Raw genomic sequence first — 20462 nt, 5'->3', positions numbered from 1 at the left:
ATTCCGCGCGGGTTTTCCCTCGGTTTTGGCGCTCCAAAAGTGCTGCATCAGCGCGTCAGGCTCTTCATTAGTCTTTTTGATTGTTGAGCCGCTTGAGCTCCCGCAACTTATCACCGATGCGGATCTCCAGTCCCCGGTCGACGGGTCGGTAGAACTGCGTGCCTGCCATGCCGTCGGGCAGATAGGTCTCGCCTGCCGCAAAACCTCCTGCCTCGTCGTGCGCATAGCGGTAGCCCTTGCCGTAGTCGAGATCCTTCATCAGTTTCGTGGGGGCATTGCGCAGATGCATGGGCACCGGGCGGCTGCCGTCTTTCTTGACAAAGGCCTTGGCCTCGTTGAAAGCCTTGTAGACCGCGTTGGACTTGGGTGCCACCGCCAGGTAGACCACACATTCGGCCAGCGCCAGTTCGCCCTCCGGCGACCCCAGGCGTTCGTAGACCTCGGCCGAGTCCAGTGCCAGGCGCAGGGCCCGAGGATCGGCCAGGCCGATGTCCTCGGCCGCCATGCGGATCAGCCGTCGCGCCATGTAGCGCGGGTCCGCACCACCATCGAGCATGCGCACGAACCAGTACAGCGACGCGTCCGGATCAGAGCCGCGCACGCTTTTGTGCAGCGCGCTGATGGTGTCGTAGAACTGCTCGCCGCCCTTGTCGTAGCGGCGCATGCGCTCACCCAGCACGCGCAGCAGCCACACGTCCGTCACCTGCTCCAGCTTTTCACGCTGGGCGGCGACCGCCAGGGTTTCCAGGGTGTTCAGAAGACGCCGTGCATCGCCATCGGCGTAAGCGATCAGACGGTCCTCGGCCGCCTTTTCAATGGCCGGCACGGCACCGATGCCCTGCGCACGTGTCACCAATTGGCGCAGATCGTCCTCACCCAGCGGCTGCAACACATAGACCACTGCCCGCGACAGCAGCGCTGAATTGACCTCGAACGAGGGGTTCTCGGTGGTGGCACCGATGAAAGTGAACAGGCCGCTCTCGACATGCGGCAGGAACGCATCCTGCTGACTCTTGTTGAAGCGGTGCACCTCGTCGACGAAGACGATGGTGCGCTGGGCGTGCAGACCATCGCGGGCCGCCTCCGCGCGCTCCACCGCCTCCCGGATGTCCTTCACGCCGCCCAGCACCGCGCTGATGGTGATGAACTGGGCGTCGAAGGCATCGGCCATGAGCCGCGCGATGGTGGTTTTGCCCACCCCTGGCGGCCCCCAGAGGATGCAGCTGTGCGGCTGACCGGACTCGAAGGCCAGGCGCAGCGCCATGCCCTCCCCCAGCAGGTGCTGCTGGCCGATCACCTCACCCAGCGAGCGCGGGCGCAGGCGCTCGGCCAGCGGTTGGTGGGCGGCAGCGGTGGCCACGCGACTCCGTTCAGGGGCGGATGACGTCGGCACCGGCCGGCGGCTGGAAGCGGAAACGCTCGGGTTTGACCGCCACATTGCCTTGCCATTGCGCAAAGCTCAGCACCGAGCGCTGGCCGAGTCCGTCGACGATCTCCAGCACCGCCAGCTGCCCCTGGCGGAATCCGACCTTCACGCTCTGCAGTTGCCCGTCCTTCGCCTTGGGCTGGGCGTCGACCCACTCCATCCCGTCCCGGGCTGCTCCGGCCTTGAGATCGAACGCCTCGGACAGACCCTTGATGTCGGTGCCCGAGGCGATCAGCGCGGCGGGCGTGCTGCCCAACGCATCCTGCTGCTTGCGCGCCGTGACCTGGTTGAGGTCCACGTCGTACAGCCACAGGGTCTGGCCGTCGGCCACGATGGTCTGCTCGAACGGCTTGGTGTACTCGAAGCGGAAGCGCCCCGGGCGCTGGAACTCGAACCGGCCGCTGGACGTCTTGCTGCGCGCGGTGGCTTCGCCCTCTCGCTTGGGCGAGGTCACGACCTGGGTGAAGCTGGCCTGCGCACTCTTCACTTCGCGCAGGAAGGTTTCGAGATCCTGCAGCCCGTCGGCACGGGCAAGCGACGCCGCCAGGGACAGCACGATGGCAAAAATAGTTCTGTGGTTCATGAGCGTATGGGAGCCGCAGGCCCCGCAAAGGTTTCCGTGCGAGCGTCAGTCGCCGCGCGGCGCCACCAGGATGTCGCGCTGGCCGCTGCTGGTGAGCGCACTCACCAGCCCGGCGTTTTCCATGTCTTCGAGCAGGCGGGCGGCCCGGTTGTAGCCGATCTTGAGCTTGCGCTGGACGTAGGAAATGCTGGCCTTGCGGTCCTGCAGCACGATGGCCACCGCCTGGTCGTACAGCGGGTCCTTCTCGCCGCCCTCGCCGCCACCTTCACCAAACATGTCGCCACCCTCGCCATCACCCGCAGCCGACTCCAGCACGCCGTCGATGTAGTTGGGCTCGCCATACTGCTCCTTGAGGTAAGAAGCCACCCGGTGCACCTCGTCGTCGCTGACGAAGGCGCCGTGCACGCGGATCGGGAAGCCGGTGCCCGAAGGCATGTAGAGCATGTCGCCCATGCCCAGCAGGCTCTCGGCGCCCATCTGGTCAAGGATGGTGCGGCTGTCGATCTTGCTGCTGACCTGGAAGGAGATGCGGGTCGGGATGTTGGCCTTGATCAGGCCGGTGATCACGTCCACGCTGGGCCGCTGCGTCGCCAGAATCAGGTGTATCCCGGCGGCGCGCGCCTTCTGCGCCAGGCGCGCGATCAGCTCCTCGATCTTCTTGCCCACCACCATCATCAGGTCGGCCAGTTCGTCGATCACCACCACGATGTGCGGCAGGCGCTCCAGTGGCTCGGGCTGTTCGGGCGTGAGGCTGAAGGGGTTGCCGATGTGCTCGCCGCGCGCCTTGGCCTCGTCGATCTTGGCATTGAAGCCGGCCAGGTTGCGCACACCCATCTTGCTCATGAGCTTGTAACGCTTCTCCATCTCGGCCACGCACCAGTTCAGGCCGTTGGCCGCCTGCTTCATGTCGGTCACCACCGGGCACAGCAGGTGTGGAATGCCTTCGTAGACACTCAGTTCCAGCATCTTCGGGTCGATCAGCAGCAGCCGCACGTCCTTGGCGTCGGCCTTGTAGAGCAGCGACAGGATCATGGCGTTGATGCCCACCGACTTGCCCGAACCGGTAGTACCAGCTACCAGACAGTGAGGCATCTTGGCCAGGTCGGCCACCACCGGCAGGCCGGCGATGTCCTTGCCCAGGCCCATGGTCAGCAGGCTCCTGGCGTCGTTGTAGACCTGCGAACCCAGGATCTCGCTGAGCTTGATGGTCTGGCGCTTGGCGTTGGGCAGCTCCAGCGCCATCAGGTTCTTGCCCGGTATGGTCTCGATCACGCGGATCGACACCAGCGACAGCGAACGCGCCAGGTCGCGGCTCAGGTTGACAATCTGCGAGCCTTTGACACCCGTGGCCGGCTCGATTTCGTAGCGCGTGATCACCGGGCCCGGCGCAGCCGCCACCACCCGCACCTCGACGCCAAAGTCCTTGAGCTTCTTTTCGATCAGGCGGCTGGTCATCTCCAGCGTCTGAGCGTCCACCCCTTGCTGATGGGACGGCGCGCTGTCCAGCAGGTCCACCTGCGGCAGCTTGCTGTCGGGCATTTCGGTGAACAACGGCTTCTGGCGCTCCTTGGCCACGCGCTCGCTCTTGGGTACCTCGACCCGCGCAGGTTCGATCACCACCGGGGTCGGGTGCTGCTCCTCGATCACGTCGCGCTCCACCTGGACCACCACCTCGCGTTCGCGCGCAGCCTGCTCGCCGATGCGCTGGTCCTCCACGGCCTCTCGCTTTTCCCTCCGTGACTGAAACCACTCGTCGAACTGGGCACCCAGGCGCTCTGCCCAGTGGCCCCACGAAAACTGGAACACTCTGGGCGCACTCACGACCATCAAGGCCAGAGCGACCAGTGCCGAGCCGGTGAACCCCAGCCAGCGCACACCCCATGGCCCCAAAAGATGTCCCAGCACGCCCCCACCGTGTCCAGGCAGCAGGGATTCAAACCGGTACAGACGACTCCATTCCAACACCACGCTGCCGACCATCAGCGTCACCAGCGCAAGCCCGTAGAGCGTGCGCTGAACGGCGGGGTTGCGCCAGAAAGAGGGCTCGTCGGCGTCGACCGGTTCCACTCGCTCCGCATCCTGCCCCCGCAAACGATCGGCCAGAGCCGACAGCCACACGCGCCAGCCTGCCAGCAACAGCCACCAGACGGAGAAGCCAAACAGGTAGTAGCTGGCATCGGACAGCCAGGCACCCAGCTGCCCTCCCCAGTTGCGAACATCGCCCTCATTGCCCGTGGTGCTCCAGGCTGGATCGTTCAGGCTGTGGCTGAGCAGAGCGATCAGCCAGAACCCGAGCAGTGCGGCCCCCAGCACAAGGGCCAGCTCATGGGCGAACCGGGACACGCCACTCGCAGGCAGATTCGCCCGGTCGGCGTTGAGCGTGTTGATGGAATACGTCATAAACCTCGACAGATTGCGGCAACGAGCTTACCGCACGGGATTGCCCGATCCGCGTGGCCACAGACCGGCAATGTGACCAGTCGTGAGTCGACGAAACGTATGGGCGATGGAAGGATCAGCCCAGCGACGTCAGCCGGTCCTTGATGATGGTGCTGCCGTCCTCACCCACCTCGATGAAGCCCCGGTCCTCAAGATCCTTCATCACCCTGCTGACCATTTCGCGCGATGCGCCGATCATCTTGGCCACATCCTGGCGCGAGACCCGCTCGCGGATCACCAGACGACCATCCTTGTCCGGAGCCGCAAATTCGAGCAGTGCCCTGGCCACGCGCCCGTACACATCCATCAGCGCCAGGGACTCGATCTTGCGGTCGGCGTGCCGCAGCCGGAGCACCAGCCCCTTCATGACCGCATAGGCCATCGACGTGTTCTCGGGCAGGCAACGCGCAAACTCCACCCGCCCCAGAATCAGCACATCGGTCTGCACTTCGGCGCGCACCGTGGCCGAATGGGGCTGGTTGTCGATCAGGCTCATCTCGCCCACGTAGTCGCCTGGGTTCATGGTTGCCAGGATCACCTCCCGCCCCCTCGAATCGGTGGTGACCACCCGGGCACGCCCCGTGAGCACGATGGCGAGGAAGTTCGATTTCTTGCCCTGCTCCACGATCACCTCTCCGCGCTTGTAGCGCCGCTTGACCACGGCTTCGGCGACAGATTCGGCCTGGGCCTGCGTGAGCGTCGAAAACAGGGGAACCCGACGGATCAGATCCAGATTGGACAGGATGGCCATGTCTAAAACCTTTGTGTCGAATGCGCCCAAGGCGCGTTTCATACAATGCCGATCAATCCTCAGCGCTGCGATGTGACCACCGGACATCACGACTCTGAGCACACCCACCGACTCTAAACCACTTGCCCTGAAGATCGATGGGGCCTCCGAAATGAAGCATACGAAAGTTCTTATTCTTGGATCCGGCCCTGCCGGATACACGGCCGCGGTCTATGCTGCCCGCGCCAACCTGTCCCCCGTTCTGATCACCGGCATTGCGCAAGGTGGTCAACTCATGACCACCACCGAGGTCGACAACTGGCCCGCGGACGTGCACGGGGTGCAGGGACCGGATCTGATGCAGCGTTTTCTGGAGCATGCCGAGCGCTTCAAGACCGAAATCGTGTTCGATCACATCAACGCCGTGGACCTGTCCAAGCGTCCGTTCGTCCTCACGGGTGACAGTAGCCAATACAGCTGCGACACACTGATCATCGCCACCGGCGCATCGGCCCGTTACCTGGGCCTGCCCTCCGAAGAGACCTTCATGGGCAAAGGGGTGAGTGCCTGCGCCACCTGCGACGGGTTCTTCTACCGTGACCAGGAGGTGGCCGTGGTCGGCGGCGGCAACACCGCTGTCGAAGAAGCGCTGTACCTGTCCAACATCGCCAGCAAGGTCACTCTGGTGCACCGGCGCGACAGCTTCCGGGCCGAGGCCATCATGATCGACAAGCTGATGGACAAGGTGAAGGAAGGCAAGATCGAGCTCAAGCTGCACAGCGTGCTCGACGAGGTGCTTGGCGACGCCAGCGGAGTGACCGGGGTGCGTCTGAAAAACGTGCAGGACGGAACCACCGAGGATGTGACCGTCAAGGGGTGCTTCATTGCCATCGGGCACAGCCCGAACACCGGGATCTTCAAAGACCAGTTGGCCATGAAGGATGGCTACCTCATCACCCAGTCGGGCAACAACGGCATGGCTACCATGACCAGCGTCCCCGGGGTGTTCGCTGCCGGTGACGTGCAGGACCATGTCTATCGCCAGGCCATCACCAGTGCGGGCACCGGGTGCATGGCGGCGCTGGACGCGCAGCGATTCCTGGAACAGAACCCGGCCTGAAACACCAGACCTCGCCCCCGCAAGCCGACTGGCGGTCGACCGCCATCCATCGGTCGAGCTATAATGTGCGGCTTTGCTGAGTGGACCGAGTCTGTTTGACTTGGTTTGAAGCAATTCCCCGGGTTACCGCCACCCTTTCCTGGCGAGGTGAGGCTCAACCGCCAGTCGGTCGTTTCTGACGCATCAGATCGGTCGGCCCGCTGCGGCAGCTGTATAAAAGTATCGGAGTGTCCTCATGGCACGCGTCTGCGACGTCACGGGCAAGAAGCCCATGGTCGGGAACAACGTTTCCCACGCCAACAACAAAACCAAGCGCCGGTTCCTGCCGAACCTGCAATACCGCCGTTTCTGGGTCGAGAGCGAGAACCGCTGGGTTCGTCTGCGCGTGTCGGGCGCTGCCCTGCGCCTGATCGACAAGAACGGTATCGACGCTGTGCTCGCCGACCTGCGCGCACGTGGCCAGGCTTAAGGAGTCACGACATGGCAACCAAAGGCGCACGCGAGAAGATCAAGCTGGAATCCACCGCAGGAACCGGCCACTTCTACACCACAACCAAGAACAAGAAGACCACACCCGAGAAGATGCTGATCAAGAAATTTGATCCCAAGGCTCGCAAGCACGTGGACTACAAGGAAATCAAGCTGAAGTGATTCGGCCCTGATTCCGGTTCGACCCAACAAAAAAGCCGCTGTTTCCACAGCGGCTTTTTTGTTGCCCGCACCACGCCGTGGTACGGGCTGCTCGATTCCGTCAGGCGCGCGCGGAGCGCAGCTGGATCGAAAAATCGCGCAGGGCGGCGATGCCGCTCTCTTCGGCACGGCGGCACCAGGCCTGCAGATCGGCGGCCAGCTGTTCACGTGTGGCGTTCGTCCCGGTCCAGAGCGAGCGCAACTCTTCCCGCATGGTGACCATCTTGTCCAGCACAGGGTGCTCGGCACGGGCCTGTGCCAGCTGGGGCTTCACCGCCGCCGGCACTTTGTCTTCATCTCGGTGCAGCCAGCGGCGGGCCGCTTCCAGCGCGGACACATCGCCACTGCGGCTCTTGAGTGCCTCGACCTCGCGCTGACAGGCCACACGCAGTTCACGGGCATAGCCGGCCATGACCTCATAGCGGTTGGCGATGATTGCTTCCAGGGTCTTTTCATCCGCCACCGGCTTGACGGCACCGAAGGCCATCTTGGGCGGCAGCTTCTTCACCGAGGCCAGCCCGAAAGTCTTCAGGATGGTGATGTACATCCAGCCGATGTCGAACTCGTAGGGCTTGACCGAAAGCTTGGCGGACGTCGGGTAGGTGTGGTGGTTGTTGTGCAGCTCTTCACCACCAATGATGATGCCCCAGGGCGACACGTTGGTGCTGGCATCCGCCGCCTCGAAGTTTCGATAGCCCCACCAGTGACCGATGCCGTTGATGATGCCGGCGGCGGTGATGGGGATCCACGCCATCTGAATCGCCCAGACCGTCAGCCCGAGTGCACCGAACAGCGCCACGTCGATGATCAGCATCAGGCTCACGCCCAGTCGTGAACGACCCGTGTAGAGGTTTCGCTCGATCCAGTCGTCCGGGGTGTTGTGGCCATAGCGGGCCAGGGTCTCCTGGTTCTTGGCCTCGGCGCGATACAGCTCGCTGCCTTCGAAAAACACCTTCTTGATGCCGAACACAACCGGGCTGTGCGGATCGCCCTCATGTTCACATTTCGCGTGATGCTTGCGGTGGATCGCGGTCCACTCCTTGGTGACCATGCCCGTGGTCATCCACAGCCAGAAGCGGAAGAAGTGGGAGGCGATCGGGTGCAGGTCCAGCGAGCGGTGCGCCGAGTGGCGGTGCAGGTAGATCGTGACACTGGCGATGGTGATGTGCGTCATCACCAGCGCCGCAATGATGGCTTGCCACCAGGTGGCCTGGGTAAGGCCGTCGGCCAGAAACTGAATCAGCCCGTCCCAGAGATAGGACAGGAGGCCGTAATCGGAAGAAAACATTGATTTCCTATGTGCGCGCCCGGCGTAACAACATGAAGATCCCGCTGCGGGCGCCTGGCGGGATAGCCTTCAATTTTACTGGTGGGGGTGAAATTCCCCAAGCCGCACACCACAATATGAAATCAATGCGGTCGTGTCAGCCTTTTTTCTGCCAAGCGGCGGCGAAGAAGCCGTCCGTGCCGTGCCGGTGCGGCCACAACCTCATGTGCAGCCCATCCGGACTGCACAGGGACGCGGCCTCTCCGACCTGGGCCACGGCGAGCAGATCGGCCACCGACAGAGGCTCGAATTCGGGATGCGCCAACTCGAAAGCCCTCGCCACGGCTTCGTTCTCCTGAGGCAGCAGGCTGCAGGTCGCGTAGACCAGCCGTCCACCGGGTTTGAGCAGACGGGCCGCGCTGAGCAGAATGCGCTGCTGCAGCTCGGCCTGCGCCGCCACGGTTTCAGGCGTCTGGCGCCATTTCAGGTCCGGGCTGCGGCGCAGCGTCCCCAGACCGGAACACGGAGCGTCGACCAGCACCCGGTCCATCTTCCCGGCCAACCGCTTGATGCGCTCATCCCGTTCATGGGCAATCGCCACCGGGTGCACGTTCGACAGACCGCTGCGCGCCAGCCGGGGCTTGATGGCATCGAGTCGGTGGGCCGAGGTGTCGAAAGCATAAAGGCGGCCTGTGTTCTTCATGGACGACCCGATCGCCAGCGTCTTGCCCCCTGCGCCAGCGCAGAAGTCGGCCACCATCTCCCCGCGCTTGGCCCCGAGCAACAGGGCCAGAAGTTGCGAGCCCTCGTCCTGCACCTCCACCTCGCCCGCAGTGAACAGAGGCAGCTTGGACAGATTGGGCTTGCCCTCCAGCCGAATGCCCAGCGGTGAGTACGGCGTCGGCTCGGCAGGCCATCCGGCACTGCGCACACCCGCCAATGCAGCGTCGCGCTTTTGTTTGAGCGCATTCACCCGCAGGTCCAGCGGTGCCGGACGCAGCAGGCTTGCGGCCAGGGCATCGAACTCGTCTCCCAACTGCTCTCGAAGCGCCTGCGCCAGCCACTCGGGCAAGTTGTGGCGATGCGGAACCAGCAACTGCGCATCGCCCACTTTCCCGCAGGCGTTCCACCATTCCTTCTCTGCATCCGTCAGCGCGCTCTTGAGGTAGTCGTGCTCCCCGGGAAACCCCAGAATGGCCAGTCGACGCCATTTGGACCCGCTGCCGGAACGGGCCAGCCACTCGAACTTCAGGCGTTCGCGCAGCACGGCAAACACGGTGTCCGACAGAGTGGCCCGCTCGCGCGGGCCGAGCGACCTGTTCTCGCGGAAATGGCGCGCCACGATGGCATCGGCCGGGTGGTCGAACTTGAAGACTTTCTCGATCAGGCTGGCGCTTTCGTCCAGAAGGGCTTTCGGGTGCATGCCGGTATTGTCCCACCGGGGATAATCGAGGGTTATGTCCGACATCGCCCAACAGGTGCAGCGCCGCCGCACCTTCGCCATCATTTCGCACCCCGACGCGGGTAAGACCACCCTGACCGAGAAGCTGCTGCTGTTCTCGGGCGCCATCAACATCGCCGGCTCGGTCAAGGCGCGCAAGGCCGCGCGCCACGCCACCTCCGACTGGATGGAGATCGAAAAGCAGCGGGGTATTTCCGTCGCGTCGTCCGTGATGCAGATGGAGTACCGCGACTGCGTCATCAACCTGCTGGACACCCCGGGCCACCAGGACTTCTCGGAAGACACCTACCGCGTGCTCACCGCGGTGGACGCCGCGCTGATGGTGATCGACGCCGGCAACGGCGTGGAACCGCAGACCCGCCGCCTGCTGCAGGTCTGCCGTGCGCGCAACACGCCCATCCTCACCTTCGTCAACAAGATGGACCGCGAGGTCAAGGCCCCGCTGGACCTGATGGATGAGATCGAACGCGAGCTGGGCATGACGGTCGTGCCCTTCACCTGGCCGGTCGGCATGGGCAAGACCTTCCGCGGCGTGTACGACCGCCGCGAAGACCAGATGCGCGTGTTCGCCGCCGGTGAAGACCGCCGCGGCGGCGACGAGGAAGTGCTGGCCGGCCTGGACAACGCCGAGAGCGCCCGCCGCTTTGGCATGGAATGGAGCGCCGCCAAGGATGAGCTAGAGCTGGTCGAGGGCGCCTCACCCGCCTTCGACAAGCAGGCCTTTCTCGACGGTCATCAGACGCCCATGCTGTTCGGCTCGGCCGTCAACAACTTCGGTGTGCGCGAGGTGCTGGATGCGCTGGTCGACCTGGCCCCGTCCCCGGGCGCCAAGGCCGCGATCCAGCGCACGGTGGAGCCGACCGAGCCCAAGTTCACCGGCGTGGTGTTCAAGATCCAGGCCAACATGGACCCGGCGCATCGTGACCGCATCGCCTTCGTGCGCTGCGCCAGCGGCCACTTCGAGCGTGGCATGCGCCTGAAGGTGGTGCGCAGCGGCAAGGAGCTGCGGCCCAACACCGTGGTCAGCTTCCTGTCGCAGCGCCGCGAGCTGCTGGACGAGGCCTTTGCCGGCGACATCATCGGCATACCGAACCACGGCGTGCTGCAGCTGGGCGACACCCTGACTGAGGGAGAGGCCCTGCAGTTCACCGGCCTGCCCTTCTTCGCGCCGGAAATCATCCGCAGCGTGGAAGTGGCCGACCCGCTCAAGACCAAGCAGCTGCGCGCCGGCCTGACCCAGCTGGGCGAAGAAGGCGCGATCCAGGTGTTCCGGCCGATCGCCGGCACGGTGCTGCTGCTGGGCGCCGTCGGCCAGCTGCAGTTCGAAGTGGTGGCCCACCGGCTGGAGCACGAGTACGGCGTCAAGGCCCGCATCACGGGCAGCAACTACAACGTGACGCGCTGGGTGACCTGTGCACCCGAGGACGGCGGCGAACAGGAGCTCAAGCGCTTCATGGACGCCAACGCCCACCGCGTGGCGCTGGACGCCGTGGATGCCCCCACCGTGCTGCTGGACCACATGGCAACGCTGCGCGCGGTCGAGGCCAACTGGCCCAAGATCAGGTTCCACGCCATGCGCGAGCACGCAGGCCTGGTGTTCCACAAGTCGATGTGATCAGCTGATCAGCCGCTCGACCACCCGCGGATAGATCAGGTGTTCCTGCGTGAGCACGCGGGCGGCGAGGGTCTGGGCGGTGTCGCCCGGCAGGATGGGCACCACCGCCTGGTCCAGGTACTCACCGTGGTCCAGCTCGGCCGTCACGCGGTGCACGGTGCAGCCGCCGAACCGGCAGCCGGCGTCGATGGCGCGCTGGTGGGTGTGCAGGCCAGGGAAAGCCGGCAGCAGGCTGGGGTGGATGTTGATCAGCCGGCCGTCATAGTGCTGCACAAAACCGGGCGTGAGGATGCGCATGAAGCCAGCCAGCACAACCAGCGCCGGCTGGTGGCGGTCGATTTCGGTCATCAGGGCCGCATCGAAGGCCTCGCGCGAGGCGTAGGCCTTGTGGTCGAAACTGGCCGTCGGGATGTGGTGTTCGCGGGCCCAGGCCAGCCCACCGGCCTCGGCCTTGTTGCTGATGACGGCCGCCACCTGGGCACCAAAGCGCTCGCGCCAGCGGCATTTTTGGGCCGCCTGAACGATAGCGGCCATGTTGGAGCCGCTGCCTGAGATGAGAATGACGATGTTCTTGTTCACGACCCGATGTACCGACCGATTCAGCGCCCGCTGGGGCCGCCAAGTGTAATGAACCACGATTTCCGCACCCGCCCCCTGTCGCCAGTCGAAGCCCGCGTGTTGGCCACCCTGATGGAAAAGGCCCGCACCGTGCCCGACAGCTACCCGCTCTCGCTCAACAGCCTGCACGGCGGCTGCAACCAGAAGACCGCACGGGAACCGGTGATGAGCCTCAGCGAGGCCCAGATCAGCGACGCCATCGATGTGCTGCGCGACTACAGCATGGTCATCGAGTCCAGCGGCTCGCGCGTGCCGCGCTATGAACACAACCTCCCGCGCGCGGCCGGCGTGCCAGACCAGTCGGCCACCTTGCTGGGCCTGCTGATGCTGCGCGGCCCGCAGACGGCGGGCGAACTGCGCATCAACGCCGACCGCTGGTACAAGTTTCTGGACATCGCCTCGGTGGAGGGCTTCCTGGAAGAAATGCAGGACCGCAGCGACGAGAAGGGTGGCCCGCTGGTCGTCAAGCTGCCGCGCGCGCCCGGTGCCCGCGAGCAACGCTGGACGCACCTGCTGTGTGGCCCGGTGGACATGTCGGCCCCGGCGGTACCCGAAAGCTCACCCGGCGACAGTGCCCTGGTGGAGCGCGTCGCCACTCTGGAAGCCACGGTGGCGACCCTCCAGGCCCAGCTGGCCGACCTTCGGGACCAGCTGGGTTTGTCGCAGCCCGGACAGCCATAAAACGAACGGTCGTGCGAAACTTCGTGGATCGGGCCGCCGCCCCCGGCGACCAACGATCACCCGACCACGGAGACAAGCATGGATTTGGCATTCACGCCGCAAGAGCTGGCGTTCCGCGACGAGATTCGCGGCTGGGTCAAGGACAACCTGCCCGCCGACATCGCCCACAAGGTCCACAACGCGCTGCGCCTCTCGCGCGACGACATGCAGCGCTGGGCCAAGATCCTCGGCAAGAAGGGCTGGCTGGGCTACGGCTGGCCCAAGGAGTTCGGCGGCCCGGGCTGGACAGCCGTGCAGAAGCACCTGTTCGAAGAAGAATGCGCCCTGGCCGGCGCGCCGCGCATCGTGCCCTTCGGCCCAGTGATGGTCGCTCCAGTGATCATGGCGTTCGGCAACAAAGAGCAGCAGGAACGCTTCCTGCCCGGCATTGCCAGCGGTGAAGTGTGGTGGAGCCAGGGCTACAGCGAACCCGGCTCGGGCTCGGACCTGGCCTCGGTCAAGACCCGCGCCGAGCGCCAGGGTGACCACTACCTGGTCAACGGCCAGAAGACCTGGACCACGCTGGGCCAATACGGCGAGTGGATCTTCTGCCTCGTGCGCACCAGCACCGAAGGCAAACCGCAGACCGGCATCAGTTTCCTGCTGGTTGACATGAAGTCGCCCGGCGTGACGGTGCGCCCGATCAAGCTGCTGGATGGTGAGTGCGAGGTCAACGAGGTTTTCTTCGACAACGTCAAGGTGCCGGTGGAGAACCTGATCGGCGAAGAGAACAAGGGCTGGACCTACGCCAAGCACCTGCTCTCGCACGAACGCACCAACATCGCCGACGTCAACCGCGCCAAACGCGAGCTGGAACGGCTCAAGCGCATCGCCAAGGCCGAAGGCGTCTGGGACGACCTGCGCTTCCGCGACCAGATCGCGCTGCTGGAAGTGGACATCGTGGCGCTGGAGATGCTGGTGCTGCGGGTGCTCTCGGCCGAGAAATCGGGCAAGCAGTCGCTGGACATCGCCGGCCTGCTCAAGATCAAGGGCAGCGAGATCCAGCAGCGCTACGCCGAACTGATGATGCTGGCCGCCGGTCCCTTCAGCCTGCCCTTCATCGAAGAAGCGATGGAAGCCGGCTGGCAGGGCGACTTCCCGGGCGGCGTGGTGGCCAACGCGCCGCTCGCGTCGACCTACTTCAACATGCGCAAGACCACCATCTACGGTGGCTCCAACGAAGTGCAGCGCAACATCGTCGCCCAGACGGTACTGGGATGATTTTCCGCCGGGCCGCCCCAAGGAAAATCGCGCCCCCTTGGGGGGCAGCGAGCCTGGGGTGAGCGTGGGGGCTCAACTTTCTGGAGACACAACATGGATTTTGATTTTTCCGACGACCAGGAACAGCTGCGCGACGCGGTGCGCAAGTGGGTCGACAAGGGCTACGACTTCGAGCGCCGGCGGGCCATCGTGAAGGCCGGCGGCTTTGACCGCGCGGCCTACCGCGAACTGGCCGAACTCGGGCTGGGCGGTCTGTACATCAGCGAAGCCGACGGAGGCCTGGGCATGGGACCGGTCGAAGGCATGGTGGTTATGGAGGAGCTGGGCCGCGGCATCGTGCTTGAACCGTTGGCGCAGACCTTGGTCACCAGCGGCGTGATCGGCGCCTACGGTGGCGCCGAGGTGAAGGCGGCCTGGCTGCCGAAGATCGCAGCGGGCGAGGCCCTGGTGGTGCTGGCGCAGCAGGAGCGCGGTGCGCGCTACCAGCTCGACCTCTGCAAGACCACCGCCGCGCAGGCGGGCAGCGGCTGGACCCTCAGCGGCACCAAAAGCGTGGTGCCCGCGGGCGACCACGCCGACGCCTTCCTCGTGCCGGCCATGGCCAACGGCCAGATCGCCCTCTTCCTGGTCGAGCGCAACGCCGATGGCGTGTCCACTCAAGGGTATGGCACCCAGGATGGCGGCCGTGCGGCCGAGGTGAGCTTGCAGAACGCCGCGGCCACGCTGGTCACGGCGGATGGCCTGACCGCCTTGGAACACGCGGTGGACATCGGCATCGCCTGCGTCTGCGCCGAGGCGGTGGGCGTGATGGACAAGACGGTGGCCGTGACGGCCGAGTACCTGAACACGCGCAAGCAGTTCGGCGTGGCCATCAGCAGCTTCCAGGCCCTGCGCCACCGCATGGCCGACATGAAGATGCAGCTGGAGCTGGCGCGTTCGATGAGCTACTACGCCAGCCTCAAGCTCAACGCCCCGGCGGACGAGCGCCGCCGCGCGCTCTCGCGTGCCAAGGTGCAGCTGGGCCAATCGATGCGCTTTGTGGGCCAGCAGGCGGTGCAGCTGCATGGCGGCATCGGCGTGACCGACGAGTACATCGTCAGCCACTATTTCAAGAAACTCACGCAGCTGGAAATGACCTACGGCGACACACTGCACCACCTGGGCGAGGTGTCGGCGCGGATGGAGGATTCGGCGGGCGTGTTCGCCTGATCGCCAAGTACACCTCACCGAAAGCCCCGCCTGGCAGGGCTTTTTCGTTCCATTCAGGCGTGCAGCCGGGAAGTCTTGGGCAAGTGCGACATCAGGAACTCCATCTGGTCCGCCAGGATGCGGCGGTTGCGCAGGATGAAGTCCTCCCAGAGGCTGGGCACGTAGGGGGCGTACAGCAGCGGCATGTTCGCCTGCTCGGGGGTGCGGTTGCCCTTGCGGTGGTTGCAGGACCTGCAGGCCGTGACCACGTTCATCCAGATGTCGCGGCCGTTCTGGGCCATGGGCAGGATGTGCTCGCGCGTCAGTTCGTCCTCGTGGAACTGGTGGCCACAGTAGCCGCAGAGGCAGCGGTCGCGGGCGAACAGCTTGGCATTGGTCAGGGTGGGACGCAGCTCGAAGGGGTTGATGTTGGGAACACCCTTGGTGCCGATGATCGAGTTGACAGTGATGATCGACTGGCGCCCGGTGACCGCGTTGTGCCCGCCATGGAACACCGCGACCTCGGCGCCCATTTCCCAGCGCACCTCGTCCGCGGCGTAGTGCAGCACGGCTTCTTCCAGGCTGATCCACGATTGCGGCAGCCCCTGGGCAGACAGCTTCAAGACCTTCAAGACCTGGCTCCTTCAACGGAAACTGAAGAGGCCAGCCGCACCGTCACCTGCGGCTGGTGCGCCCGCAGGCCGGTGCCCGCGGGGCTGTGTCAATATAGCGTGCTTTTGTGACGCCCTCGCGAACCCCGCGCAATCCCTCATGAAAATCCTCCGCGGCCTCTGGAACCGCCCTCTGCCCGCGACCCAGGGCTGCGCACTCACCATCGGCAATTTCGACGGCGTGCACCGTGGCCACCAGGCCATGCTGGCGCTGCTGCAGAACGAGGCGCGCCACCGGGGCGTGCCCACCTGCGCGATGACCTTCGAGCCCCACCCGCGCGACTTCTTCGCCGCGGTGCACCGCAAACCCGAGCTGGCGCCCGCCCGCATCGCCACGCTGCGAGACAAACTCGAGGAACTGGAACGCTGTGGTGTGGACCAGTGCGTGGTGCTGCCGTTCAACCAGCGCCTGGCTTCGCTGCCGCCACAGGCCTTCATCGAGGACATCCTGGTGCGCGCGCTGGGGGTCAAGTACGTGCTGGTGGGCGACGATTTCCGCTTCGGCGCCCAGCGGGCCGGTGACTATCGCCTCCTCGACGCCGCCGGGTCGGCCATGGGTTTCGATGTGGCGCGCATGCAGAGCTACGAGGTGCACGGCACCCGTGTCAGCAGTTCGGCGGTGCGCGAGGCCCTGGCGGCCGGCGACATGGAGCGCACCGCCGCCCTGCTGGGCCGACCCTACGCCATCAGCGGCCACGTGGTCCATGGGCGCAAGCTGGGCCGCCAGCTGGCCGAGTCGGCCCCTGGGCGCAGCGACGGCTTCCGCACGCTGAACCTGCGCTTCTCGCACTGGAAGCCCGCCGCCAGCGGCATCTTCGCGGTCCATGTGCACGGCCTCACCGCCTCCGGGGAACCCTTGGAAGGCGTTGCCAACCTGGGCGTGCGCCCCTCGCTGGACCCGAACGACGTCAACGGCGGCCGCGTGCTGCTGGAAACCCATTGCCTGGACTGGCCCGCCGGGCTCTCGGCCACCCTGCCCGGCGGAGAGGCCTACGGTAAAATCATCCGGGTGGAACTGCTGCACAAACTGCACGACGAGTTGAAATACGACAGCCTGGACGCCCTGACCCAAGGGATCGCCAAGGACTGCGACGACGCTCGCGCGTTTTTTGCTTCGCTGCACGCCCAGACGCGCCGCCAGACCACGCGCGACCGAATTCAAGGCTGACCGCCCCCGGTCGCCGCCCCTGCACAGGCTCGGGGCGCCCTGCCCCACCCCCTGCGGCCACCGTGCCGCCCACCGAGCCTGCAAGCCCCACCCACCGAAAGCCGAACACCATGGCTGAAAAGAACGAGAACGCCAGCGGCGGCGCCTACCGCGCCACGTTGAACATGCCCGACACGCCCTTCCCGATGCGCGGCGACCTGCCCAAGCGCGAGCCGGGCTGGGTGGCCGACTGGAACAGCGGCGGCCTGTACAAACGCCTGCGCGACGCCCGCCAGGGCGCGCCGCTGTTCGTGCTGCACGACGGCCCGCCCTACGCCAACGGCAAGCTGCACATCGGCCACGCGCTGAACAAGGTGCTCAAGGACATGATCGTCAAGAGCCGCCAACTGGCCGGCTTCGACGCGCAGTACATCCCCGGCTGGGACTGCCACGGCCTGCCGATCGAGAACGCGATCGAAAAACTGCACGGCCGCAACCTCAGCCGCGACGACATGCAGGCCAAGAGCCGTGCCTACGCCACCGAGCAGATCAACCAGCAGCGCGAGGACTTCAAGCGCCTGGGTGTGCTGGGCGACTGGGAGCGCCCCTACCGCACCATGGACCCGGCCAACGAGGCCGGCCAGATCCGCGCCTTCAAGCGCGTGATCGAGCGCGGCTTCGTCTACCGCGGCCTCAAGCCCGTGTACTGGTGCTTCGACTGCGGCAGCTCGCTGGCCGAGTTCGAGATCGAATACGCCGACAAGAAGAGCGACACGCTGGACGTGGCCTTCGAGTCCAACGACGCGGCGGGCCTGGCCCAGGCCTTCGGCCTGAGCGCCCTGCCAGACGGCAAGCAGGCCTTCGCCGTCATCTGGACCACCACCGCCTGGACCATCCCGGCCAACCAGGCGCTCAACGCCCACCCCGAGCTGGAGTACGCCCTGGTCGACACGCCCAAGGGCGTATTGCTGCTGGGCGCAAGCCTGGTCGAGAAGTGCCTGGAGCGATTCGGCCTCACCGGAAACGTGCTGGCCACGGCCAAGGGCGAGGCCCTGCGCGGCCAGGTGTTCCGTCACCCGCTGTATGACCTACCGGATGACATCAACGTCCCTGGCAACGAATACAGCTACAAGCGCCTCTCGCCGCTGTACCTGGCCGACTACGTCAGCGACGGCGACGGCACCGGCATCGTGCACTCGGCCCCTGCCTACGGCGTGGACGACTTCAACAGCTGTGTCGCGCACGGCCTGCGCTACGACCAGATCCTCAACCCGGTGCTGGGCAACGGCGTCTACGCCGACGAGCTGCCGCTGTTCGGCGGCCAGCACATCTGGAAGGCCTGCCCGGTCATCATCGACACCCTGCGCGAACACGGCCGCCTGATGGCCACGCAAGGCATCACCCACAGCTACCCGCACTGCTGGCGCCACAAGACGCCCGTCATCTACCGCGCCGCCGCCCAGTGGTTCGTGCGTATGGACGAGGGCGAAGGCGTGTTCACCAAGGACAAGGCGCCCAAGACGCTGCGCCAGCTGGCCCTGGACGCTATCGACCACACCAGCTTCTACCCCGAGAATGGCAAGGCCCGCCTGCGCGACATGATCGCCAACCGGCCCGACTGGTGCATCTCGCGCCAGCGGTCGTGGGGCGTGCCGGTGCCCTTCTTCCTGCACAAGGATTCGGGCGAACTGCACCCCAACACCATGGCCATCCTCGACCAGGCCGCCGACATCGTCGAGAAGGGCGGCATCGAGGCCTGGAGCCGTGTGACGGCCGAAGAGATCCTGGGCGCCGAAGACGCGGCCAAGTACACCAAGAGCACCGACATCCTCGAAGTCTGGTTCGACTCGGGCTCGACCTTCTGGCACGTGCTGCGCGGCAGCCACGCCAAGGCCTACCCGAACGGCGCCAGCCACGCGCAAGGCCCCGAGGCCGACCTGTACCTGGAAGGCCACGACCAGCACCGCGGCTGGTTCCACAGCTCGCTGCTGCTGGGCTGCGCGATCTACGACCGCGCGCCCTATCGTGGCCTGCTGACCCACGGTTTCGCCACCGACGGCCAGGGCCGCAAGATGAGCAAGTCGCTGGGCAACACGGTCGAGCCGCAATCGGTCACCACCAAGCTCGGCGCCGAGATCGTGCGCCTGTGGGTGGGTGCGACCGACTACTCTGGCGACCTGAACATCGACGACAAGATCCTGGCCCGCGTGGTGGACGCGTACCGCCGCATCCGCAACACGCTGCGCTTCCTGATGGCCAACACGGTCGATTTCGACCCGACCACCGACGCCGTGCCGCTGGACCAGATGCTGGAGATCGACCGCTACGCGCTGGCCCGCGCCAGCGAACTGCAGGCCGAGATCCTGAAGCACTTCGACGTCTACGAGTTCCACCCCGTGGTCGCCAAGCTGCAGGTCTATTGCTCGGAAGACCTGGGTGCGTTCTACCTCGACGTGCTCAAGGACCGGCTCTACACCACCGCCCCCAAGAGCCTGGCGCGCCGCTCGGCCCAGACCGCCCTGCACCAGATCACGCACGCCATGCTGCGCTGGATGGCGCCCATCCTCAGCTTCACCGCCGAAGAAGCCTGGGCCGTGTTCGCCAAGGACTCGACGCAGGGCTCGATCTTCTTCGAGACCTTCAGCGCCCTGCCCTCAGCCAACGAAGCGTTGCTGGCCAAGTGGGCCCGCATCCGCGAGATCCGCGACGTGGCCAACAAGGCGATCGAAGACCTGCGCACCGAAGGCAAGGTGGGCGCGTCGCTGCAGGCGACGCTGACCATCACCGCCGGTGCGGACGATGCGGCCCTGCTGCGCGCGCTGGGCGCGGACCTGAAGTTCGTGACCATCACCTCTGCCGTGACCGTGGTGGACGGCGCCGAACTGGCGGTGACCGTGACCCCCAGCACCGCCACCAAATGCGAGCGCTGCTGGCACTACGCCGACGATGTGGGCGCACACGCCGAGCACCCCACGCTGTGCGGCCGCTGCGTGGGCAACCTGGCCGAAGCAGCCGGCACCGGCACTGGTGAAACGAGGAGCATCGCCTGATGGCCAAAACCAAGGCAAGCCTCTGGCCATGGCTCGGCCTGGCCGCGGTCGTCTTCCTGCTGGACCAGTTCACCAAGACCCTGATCCTGGGCTACTACCAGCTGGGCGACAGCACCTACGTCACCAGCTTCTTCAACATCGTGCGGGTGCACAACACCGGCGCCGCCTTCTCGTTCCTGGCCTCCGCTGGTGGCTGGCAGCGCTGGCTGTTCACCGGCATCGGCATCGCGGCGGCCGTATTCATTGTGTGGATGTTGCGCTCTCACCCCGGACAGAAGCTGTTCGCCTTCGCGCTGTCCTGCATCCTGGGCGGCGCCATCGGCAACGTGGTGGATCGCGTGCTGCACGGCTACGTGGTCGACATGCTGGATTTCCACTGGTCCTTCCTGTCGGGCCTGTTCCCGGGTGGCCATTTCCCGGCGTTCAACCTGGCCGATGCGGGCATCACCGTCGGCGCCATCGCCCTGATCCTCGACGAGATCCTGCGGGTGAAGAAGAGCCGTTAAACCGTCGGC

At 65.6% G+C, this 20462-nt stretch carries 18 protein-coding genes; 10 read left to right on the top strand and 8 right to left on the bottom strand.

Annotated features, from left to right (window positions below; translation table 11 throughout):
* Positions 1-67: 67 nt before the first annotated feature.
* The 4 genes from DD542_RS09355 to DD542_RS09340 all read right to left on the bottom strand — a co-directional run bounded on the left by DD542_RS09355 (position 68) and on the right by DD542_RS09340 (position 5199).
* Complete coding sequence (locus DD542_RS09355) at positions 68-1360, bottom strand: replication-associated recombination protein A (RefSeq protein ID WP_066153240.1); 1293 nt, start codon at positions 1358-1360, stop codon at positions 68-70.
* 10 nt (positions 1361-1370) lie between these two features.
* Complete coding sequence (lolA, locus tag DD542_RS09350; protein WP_127805310.1) at positions 1371-2009, bottom strand: outer membrane lipoprotein chaperone LolA; 639 nt, start codon at positions 2007-2009, stop codon at positions 1371-1373.
* Positions 2010-2054: 45 nt separating this feature from the next.
* Entirely contained in the window at positions 2055-4409 is a 2355-nt protein-coding gene (locus DD542_RS09345; RefSeq protein ID WP_127805308.1) for a DNA translocase FtsK, read from the bottom strand.
* A gap of 115 nt (positions 4410-4524) precedes the next feature.
* Entirely contained in the window at positions 4525-5199 is a 675-nt protein-coding gene (locus tag DD542_RS09340; RefSeq protein WP_066260605.1) for a Crp/Fnr family transcriptional regulator, read from the bottom strand.
* Positions 5200-5350: 151 nt separating this feature from the next.
* Here DD542_RS09340 and trxB point away from each other — a divergent pair, with 151 nt between their 5' ends.
* The 3 genes from trxB (at position 5351) to rpmG (ending at position 6949) form a co-directional block, all read left to right on the top strand.
* A complete protein-coding gene (gene trxB / locus DD542_RS09335) occupies positions 5351-6298 on the top strand; it encodes a thioredoxin-disulfide reductase (protein WP_127805306.1) in 948 nt (315 codons plus the stop codon).
* 235 nt (positions 6299-6533) lie between these two features.
* Entirely contained in the window at positions 6534-6767 is a 234-nt protein-coding gene (rpmB, locus tag DD542_RS09330; protein ID WP_056269541.1) for a 50S ribosomal protein L28, read from the top strand.
* Between the two features lie 11 nt (positions 6768-6778).
* The gene (rpmG, locus tag DD542_RS09325; RefSeq protein ID WP_056269543.1) at positions 6779-6949 is read left to right on the top strand and encodes a 50S ribosomal protein L33; all 171 of its coding nucleotides are present in this window, start codon (positions 6779-6781) and stop codon (positions 6947-6949) included.
* A gap of 100 nt (positions 6950-7049) precedes the next feature.
* Here rpmG and DD542_RS09320 read toward each other — a convergent pair whose 3' ends face one another.
* Positions 7050-8276 (bottom strand): fatty acid desaturase, encoded by a 1227-nt coding sequence (locus DD542_RS09320; protein WP_066153224.1) that lies wholly within the window; start codon positions 8274-8276, stop codon positions 7050-7052.
* A 136-nt stretch (positions 8277-8412) separates the two neighbouring features.
* Entirely contained in the window at positions 8413-9678 is a 1266-nt protein-coding gene (locus tag DD542_RS09315) for an RsmB/NOP family class I SAM-dependent RNA methyltransferase (protein WP_127805304.1), read from the bottom strand.
* A 34-nt stretch (positions 9679-9712) separates the two neighbouring features.
* Between DD542_RS09315 and DD542_RS09310 the strand changes: the two genes are divergently transcribed.
* Positions 9713-11332: a peptide chain release factor 3 gene (locus tag DD542_RS09310; protein WP_066153220.1), complete on the top strand. Its 1620-nt coding sequence runs from the start codon at positions 9713-9715 to the stop codon at positions 11330-11332.
* Here DD542_RS09310 and purN read toward each other — a convergent pair whose 3' ends face one another.
* Positions 11333-11911: a phosphoribosylglycinamide formyltransferase gene (purN, locus tag DD542_RS09305; protein WP_127805302.1), complete on the bottom strand. Its 579-nt coding sequence runs from the start codon at positions 11909-11911 to the stop codon at positions 11333-11335.
* Between the two features lie 48 nt (positions 11912-11959).
* On the opposite strand from purN, the gene DD542_RS09300 reads away from it, so the two are divergent.
* From DD542_RS09300 to DD542_RS09290, 3 genes are all read left to right on the top strand, one after another.
* Positions 11960-12631: a YceH family protein gene (locus DD542_RS09300; protein ID WP_066153218.1), complete on the top strand. Its 672-nt coding sequence runs from the start codon at positions 11960-11962 to the stop codon at positions 12629-12631.
* Between the two features lie 78 nt (positions 12632-12709).
* The gene (locus DD542_RS09295) at positions 12710-13891 is read left to right on the top strand and encodes an acyl-CoA dehydrogenase family protein (protein WP_127805300.1); all 1182 of its coding nucleotides are present in this window, start codon (positions 12710-12712) and stop codon (positions 13889-13891) included.
* A 93-nt stretch (positions 13892-13984) separates the two neighbouring features.
* A complete protein-coding gene (locus DD542_RS09290; RefSeq protein ID WP_127805298.1) occupies positions 13985-15100 on the top strand; it encodes an acyl-CoA dehydrogenase family protein in 1116 nt (371 codons plus the stop codon).
* Between the two features lie 53 nt (positions 15101-15153).
* Here DD542_RS09290 and DD542_RS09285 read toward each other — a convergent pair whose 3' ends face one another.
* Entirely contained in the window at positions 15154-15711 is a 558-nt protein-coding gene (locus tag DD542_RS09285; protein WP_079365528.1) for an HNH endonuclease, read from the bottom strand.
* A gap of 139 nt (positions 15712-15850) precedes the next feature.
* Between DD542_RS09285 and DD542_RS09280 the strand changes: the two genes are divergently transcribed.
* From DD542_RS09280 to lspA, 3 genes are all read left to right on the top strand, one after another.
* Positions 15851-16918, top strand: a complete 1068-nt coding sequence (locus DD542_RS09280; protein WP_127805296.1) for a bifunctional riboflavin kinase/FAD synthetase — start codon at positions 15851-15853, stop codon at positions 16916-16918.
* Positions 16919-17028: 110 nt separating this feature from the next.
* A complete protein-coding gene (ileS, locus tag DD542_RS09275) occupies positions 17029-19947 on the top strand; it encodes an isoleucine--tRNA ligase (RefSeq protein ID WP_127805294.1) in 2919 nt (972 codons plus the stop codon).
* Positions 19947-20453, top strand: a complete 507-nt coding sequence (lspA, locus tag DD542_RS09270; protein ID WP_066260455.1) for a signal peptidase II — start codon at positions 19947-19949, stop codon at positions 20451-20453. Before ileS ends, lspA begins: the two co-directional genes overlap by 1 nt.
* Positions 20454-20462: the final 9 nt, after the last annotated feature.

It is taken from the genome of Hydrogenophaga sp. NH-16 (assembly GCF_004006415.1).
Classification (GTDB): domain Bacteria; phylum Pseudomonadota; class Gammaproteobacteria; order Burkholderiales; family Burkholderiaceae_C; genus Hydrogenophaga; species Hydrogenophaga pseudoflava.
Note: the sequence above shows the minus strand (reverse complement) of the source record. Positions and strands in the feature narration are given on the sequence as shown.

Excerpts from the sequence above, each read along its gene's own strand:
- DD542_RS09300 (WP_066153218.1), top strand. The coding sequence starts at position 11,960 with ATGAACCACGATTTCCGCACCCGCCCCCTGTCGCCAGTCGAAGCCCGC.
- DD542_RS09310 (WP_066153220.1), top strand. The coding sequence starts at position 9,713 with ATGTCCGACATCGCCCAACAGGTGCAGCGCCGCCGCACCTTCGCCATC.
- DD542_RS09320 (WP_066153224.1), bottom strand. The coding sequence starts at position 8,276 with ATGTTTTCTTCCGATTACGGCCTCCTGTCCTATCTCTGGGACGGGCTG.
- ileS (WP_127805294.1), top strand. The coding sequence starts at position 17,029 with ATGGCTGAAAAGAACGAGAACGCCAGCGGCGGCGCCTACCGCGCCACG.
- DD542_RS09290 (WP_127805298.1), top strand. The coding sequence starts at position 13,985 with ATGGATTTTGATTTTTCCGACGACCAGGAACAGCTGCGCGACGCGGTG.
- trxB (WP_127805306.1), top strand. The coding sequence starts at position 5,351 with ATGAAGCATACGAAAGTTCTTATTCTTGGATCCGGCCCTGCCGGATAC.
- DD542_RS09295 (WP_127805300.1), top strand. The coding sequence starts at position 12,710 with ATGGATTTGGCATTCACGCCGCAAGAGCTGGCGTTCCGCGACGAGATT.
- lolA (WP_127805310.1), bottom strand. The coding sequence starts at position 2,009 with ATGAACCACAGAACTATTTTTGCCATCGTGCTGTCCCTGGCGGCGTCG.
- DD542_RS09315 (WP_127805304.1), bottom strand. The coding sequence starts at position 9,678 with ATGCACCCGAAAGCCCTTCTGGACGAAAGCGCCAGCCTGATCGAGAAA.
- DD542_RS09340 (WP_066260605.1), bottom strand. The coding sequence starts at position 5,199 with ATGGCCATCCTGTCCAATCTGGATCTGATCCGTCGGGTTCCCCTGTTT.
- lspA (WP_066260455.1), top strand. The coding sequence starts at position 19,947 with ATGGCCAAAACCAAGGCAAGCCTCTGGCCATGGCTCGGCCTGGCCGCG.
- rpmB (WP_056269541.1), top strand. The coding sequence starts at position 6,534 with ATGGCACGCGTCTGCGACGTCACGGGCAAGAAGCCCATGGTCGGGAAC.
- DD542_RS09345 (WP_127805308.1), bottom strand. The coding sequence starts at position 4,409 with ATGACGTATTCCATCAACACGCTCAACGCCGACCGGGCGAATCTGCCT.
- rpmG (WP_056269543.1), top strand. The coding sequence starts at position 6,779 with ATGGCAACCAAAGGCGCACGCGAGAAGATCAAGCTGGAATCCACCGCA.
- DD542_RS09280 (WP_127805296.1), top strand. The coding sequence starts at position 15,851 with ATGAAAATCCTCCGCGGCCTCTGGAACCGCCCTCTGCCCGCGACCCAG.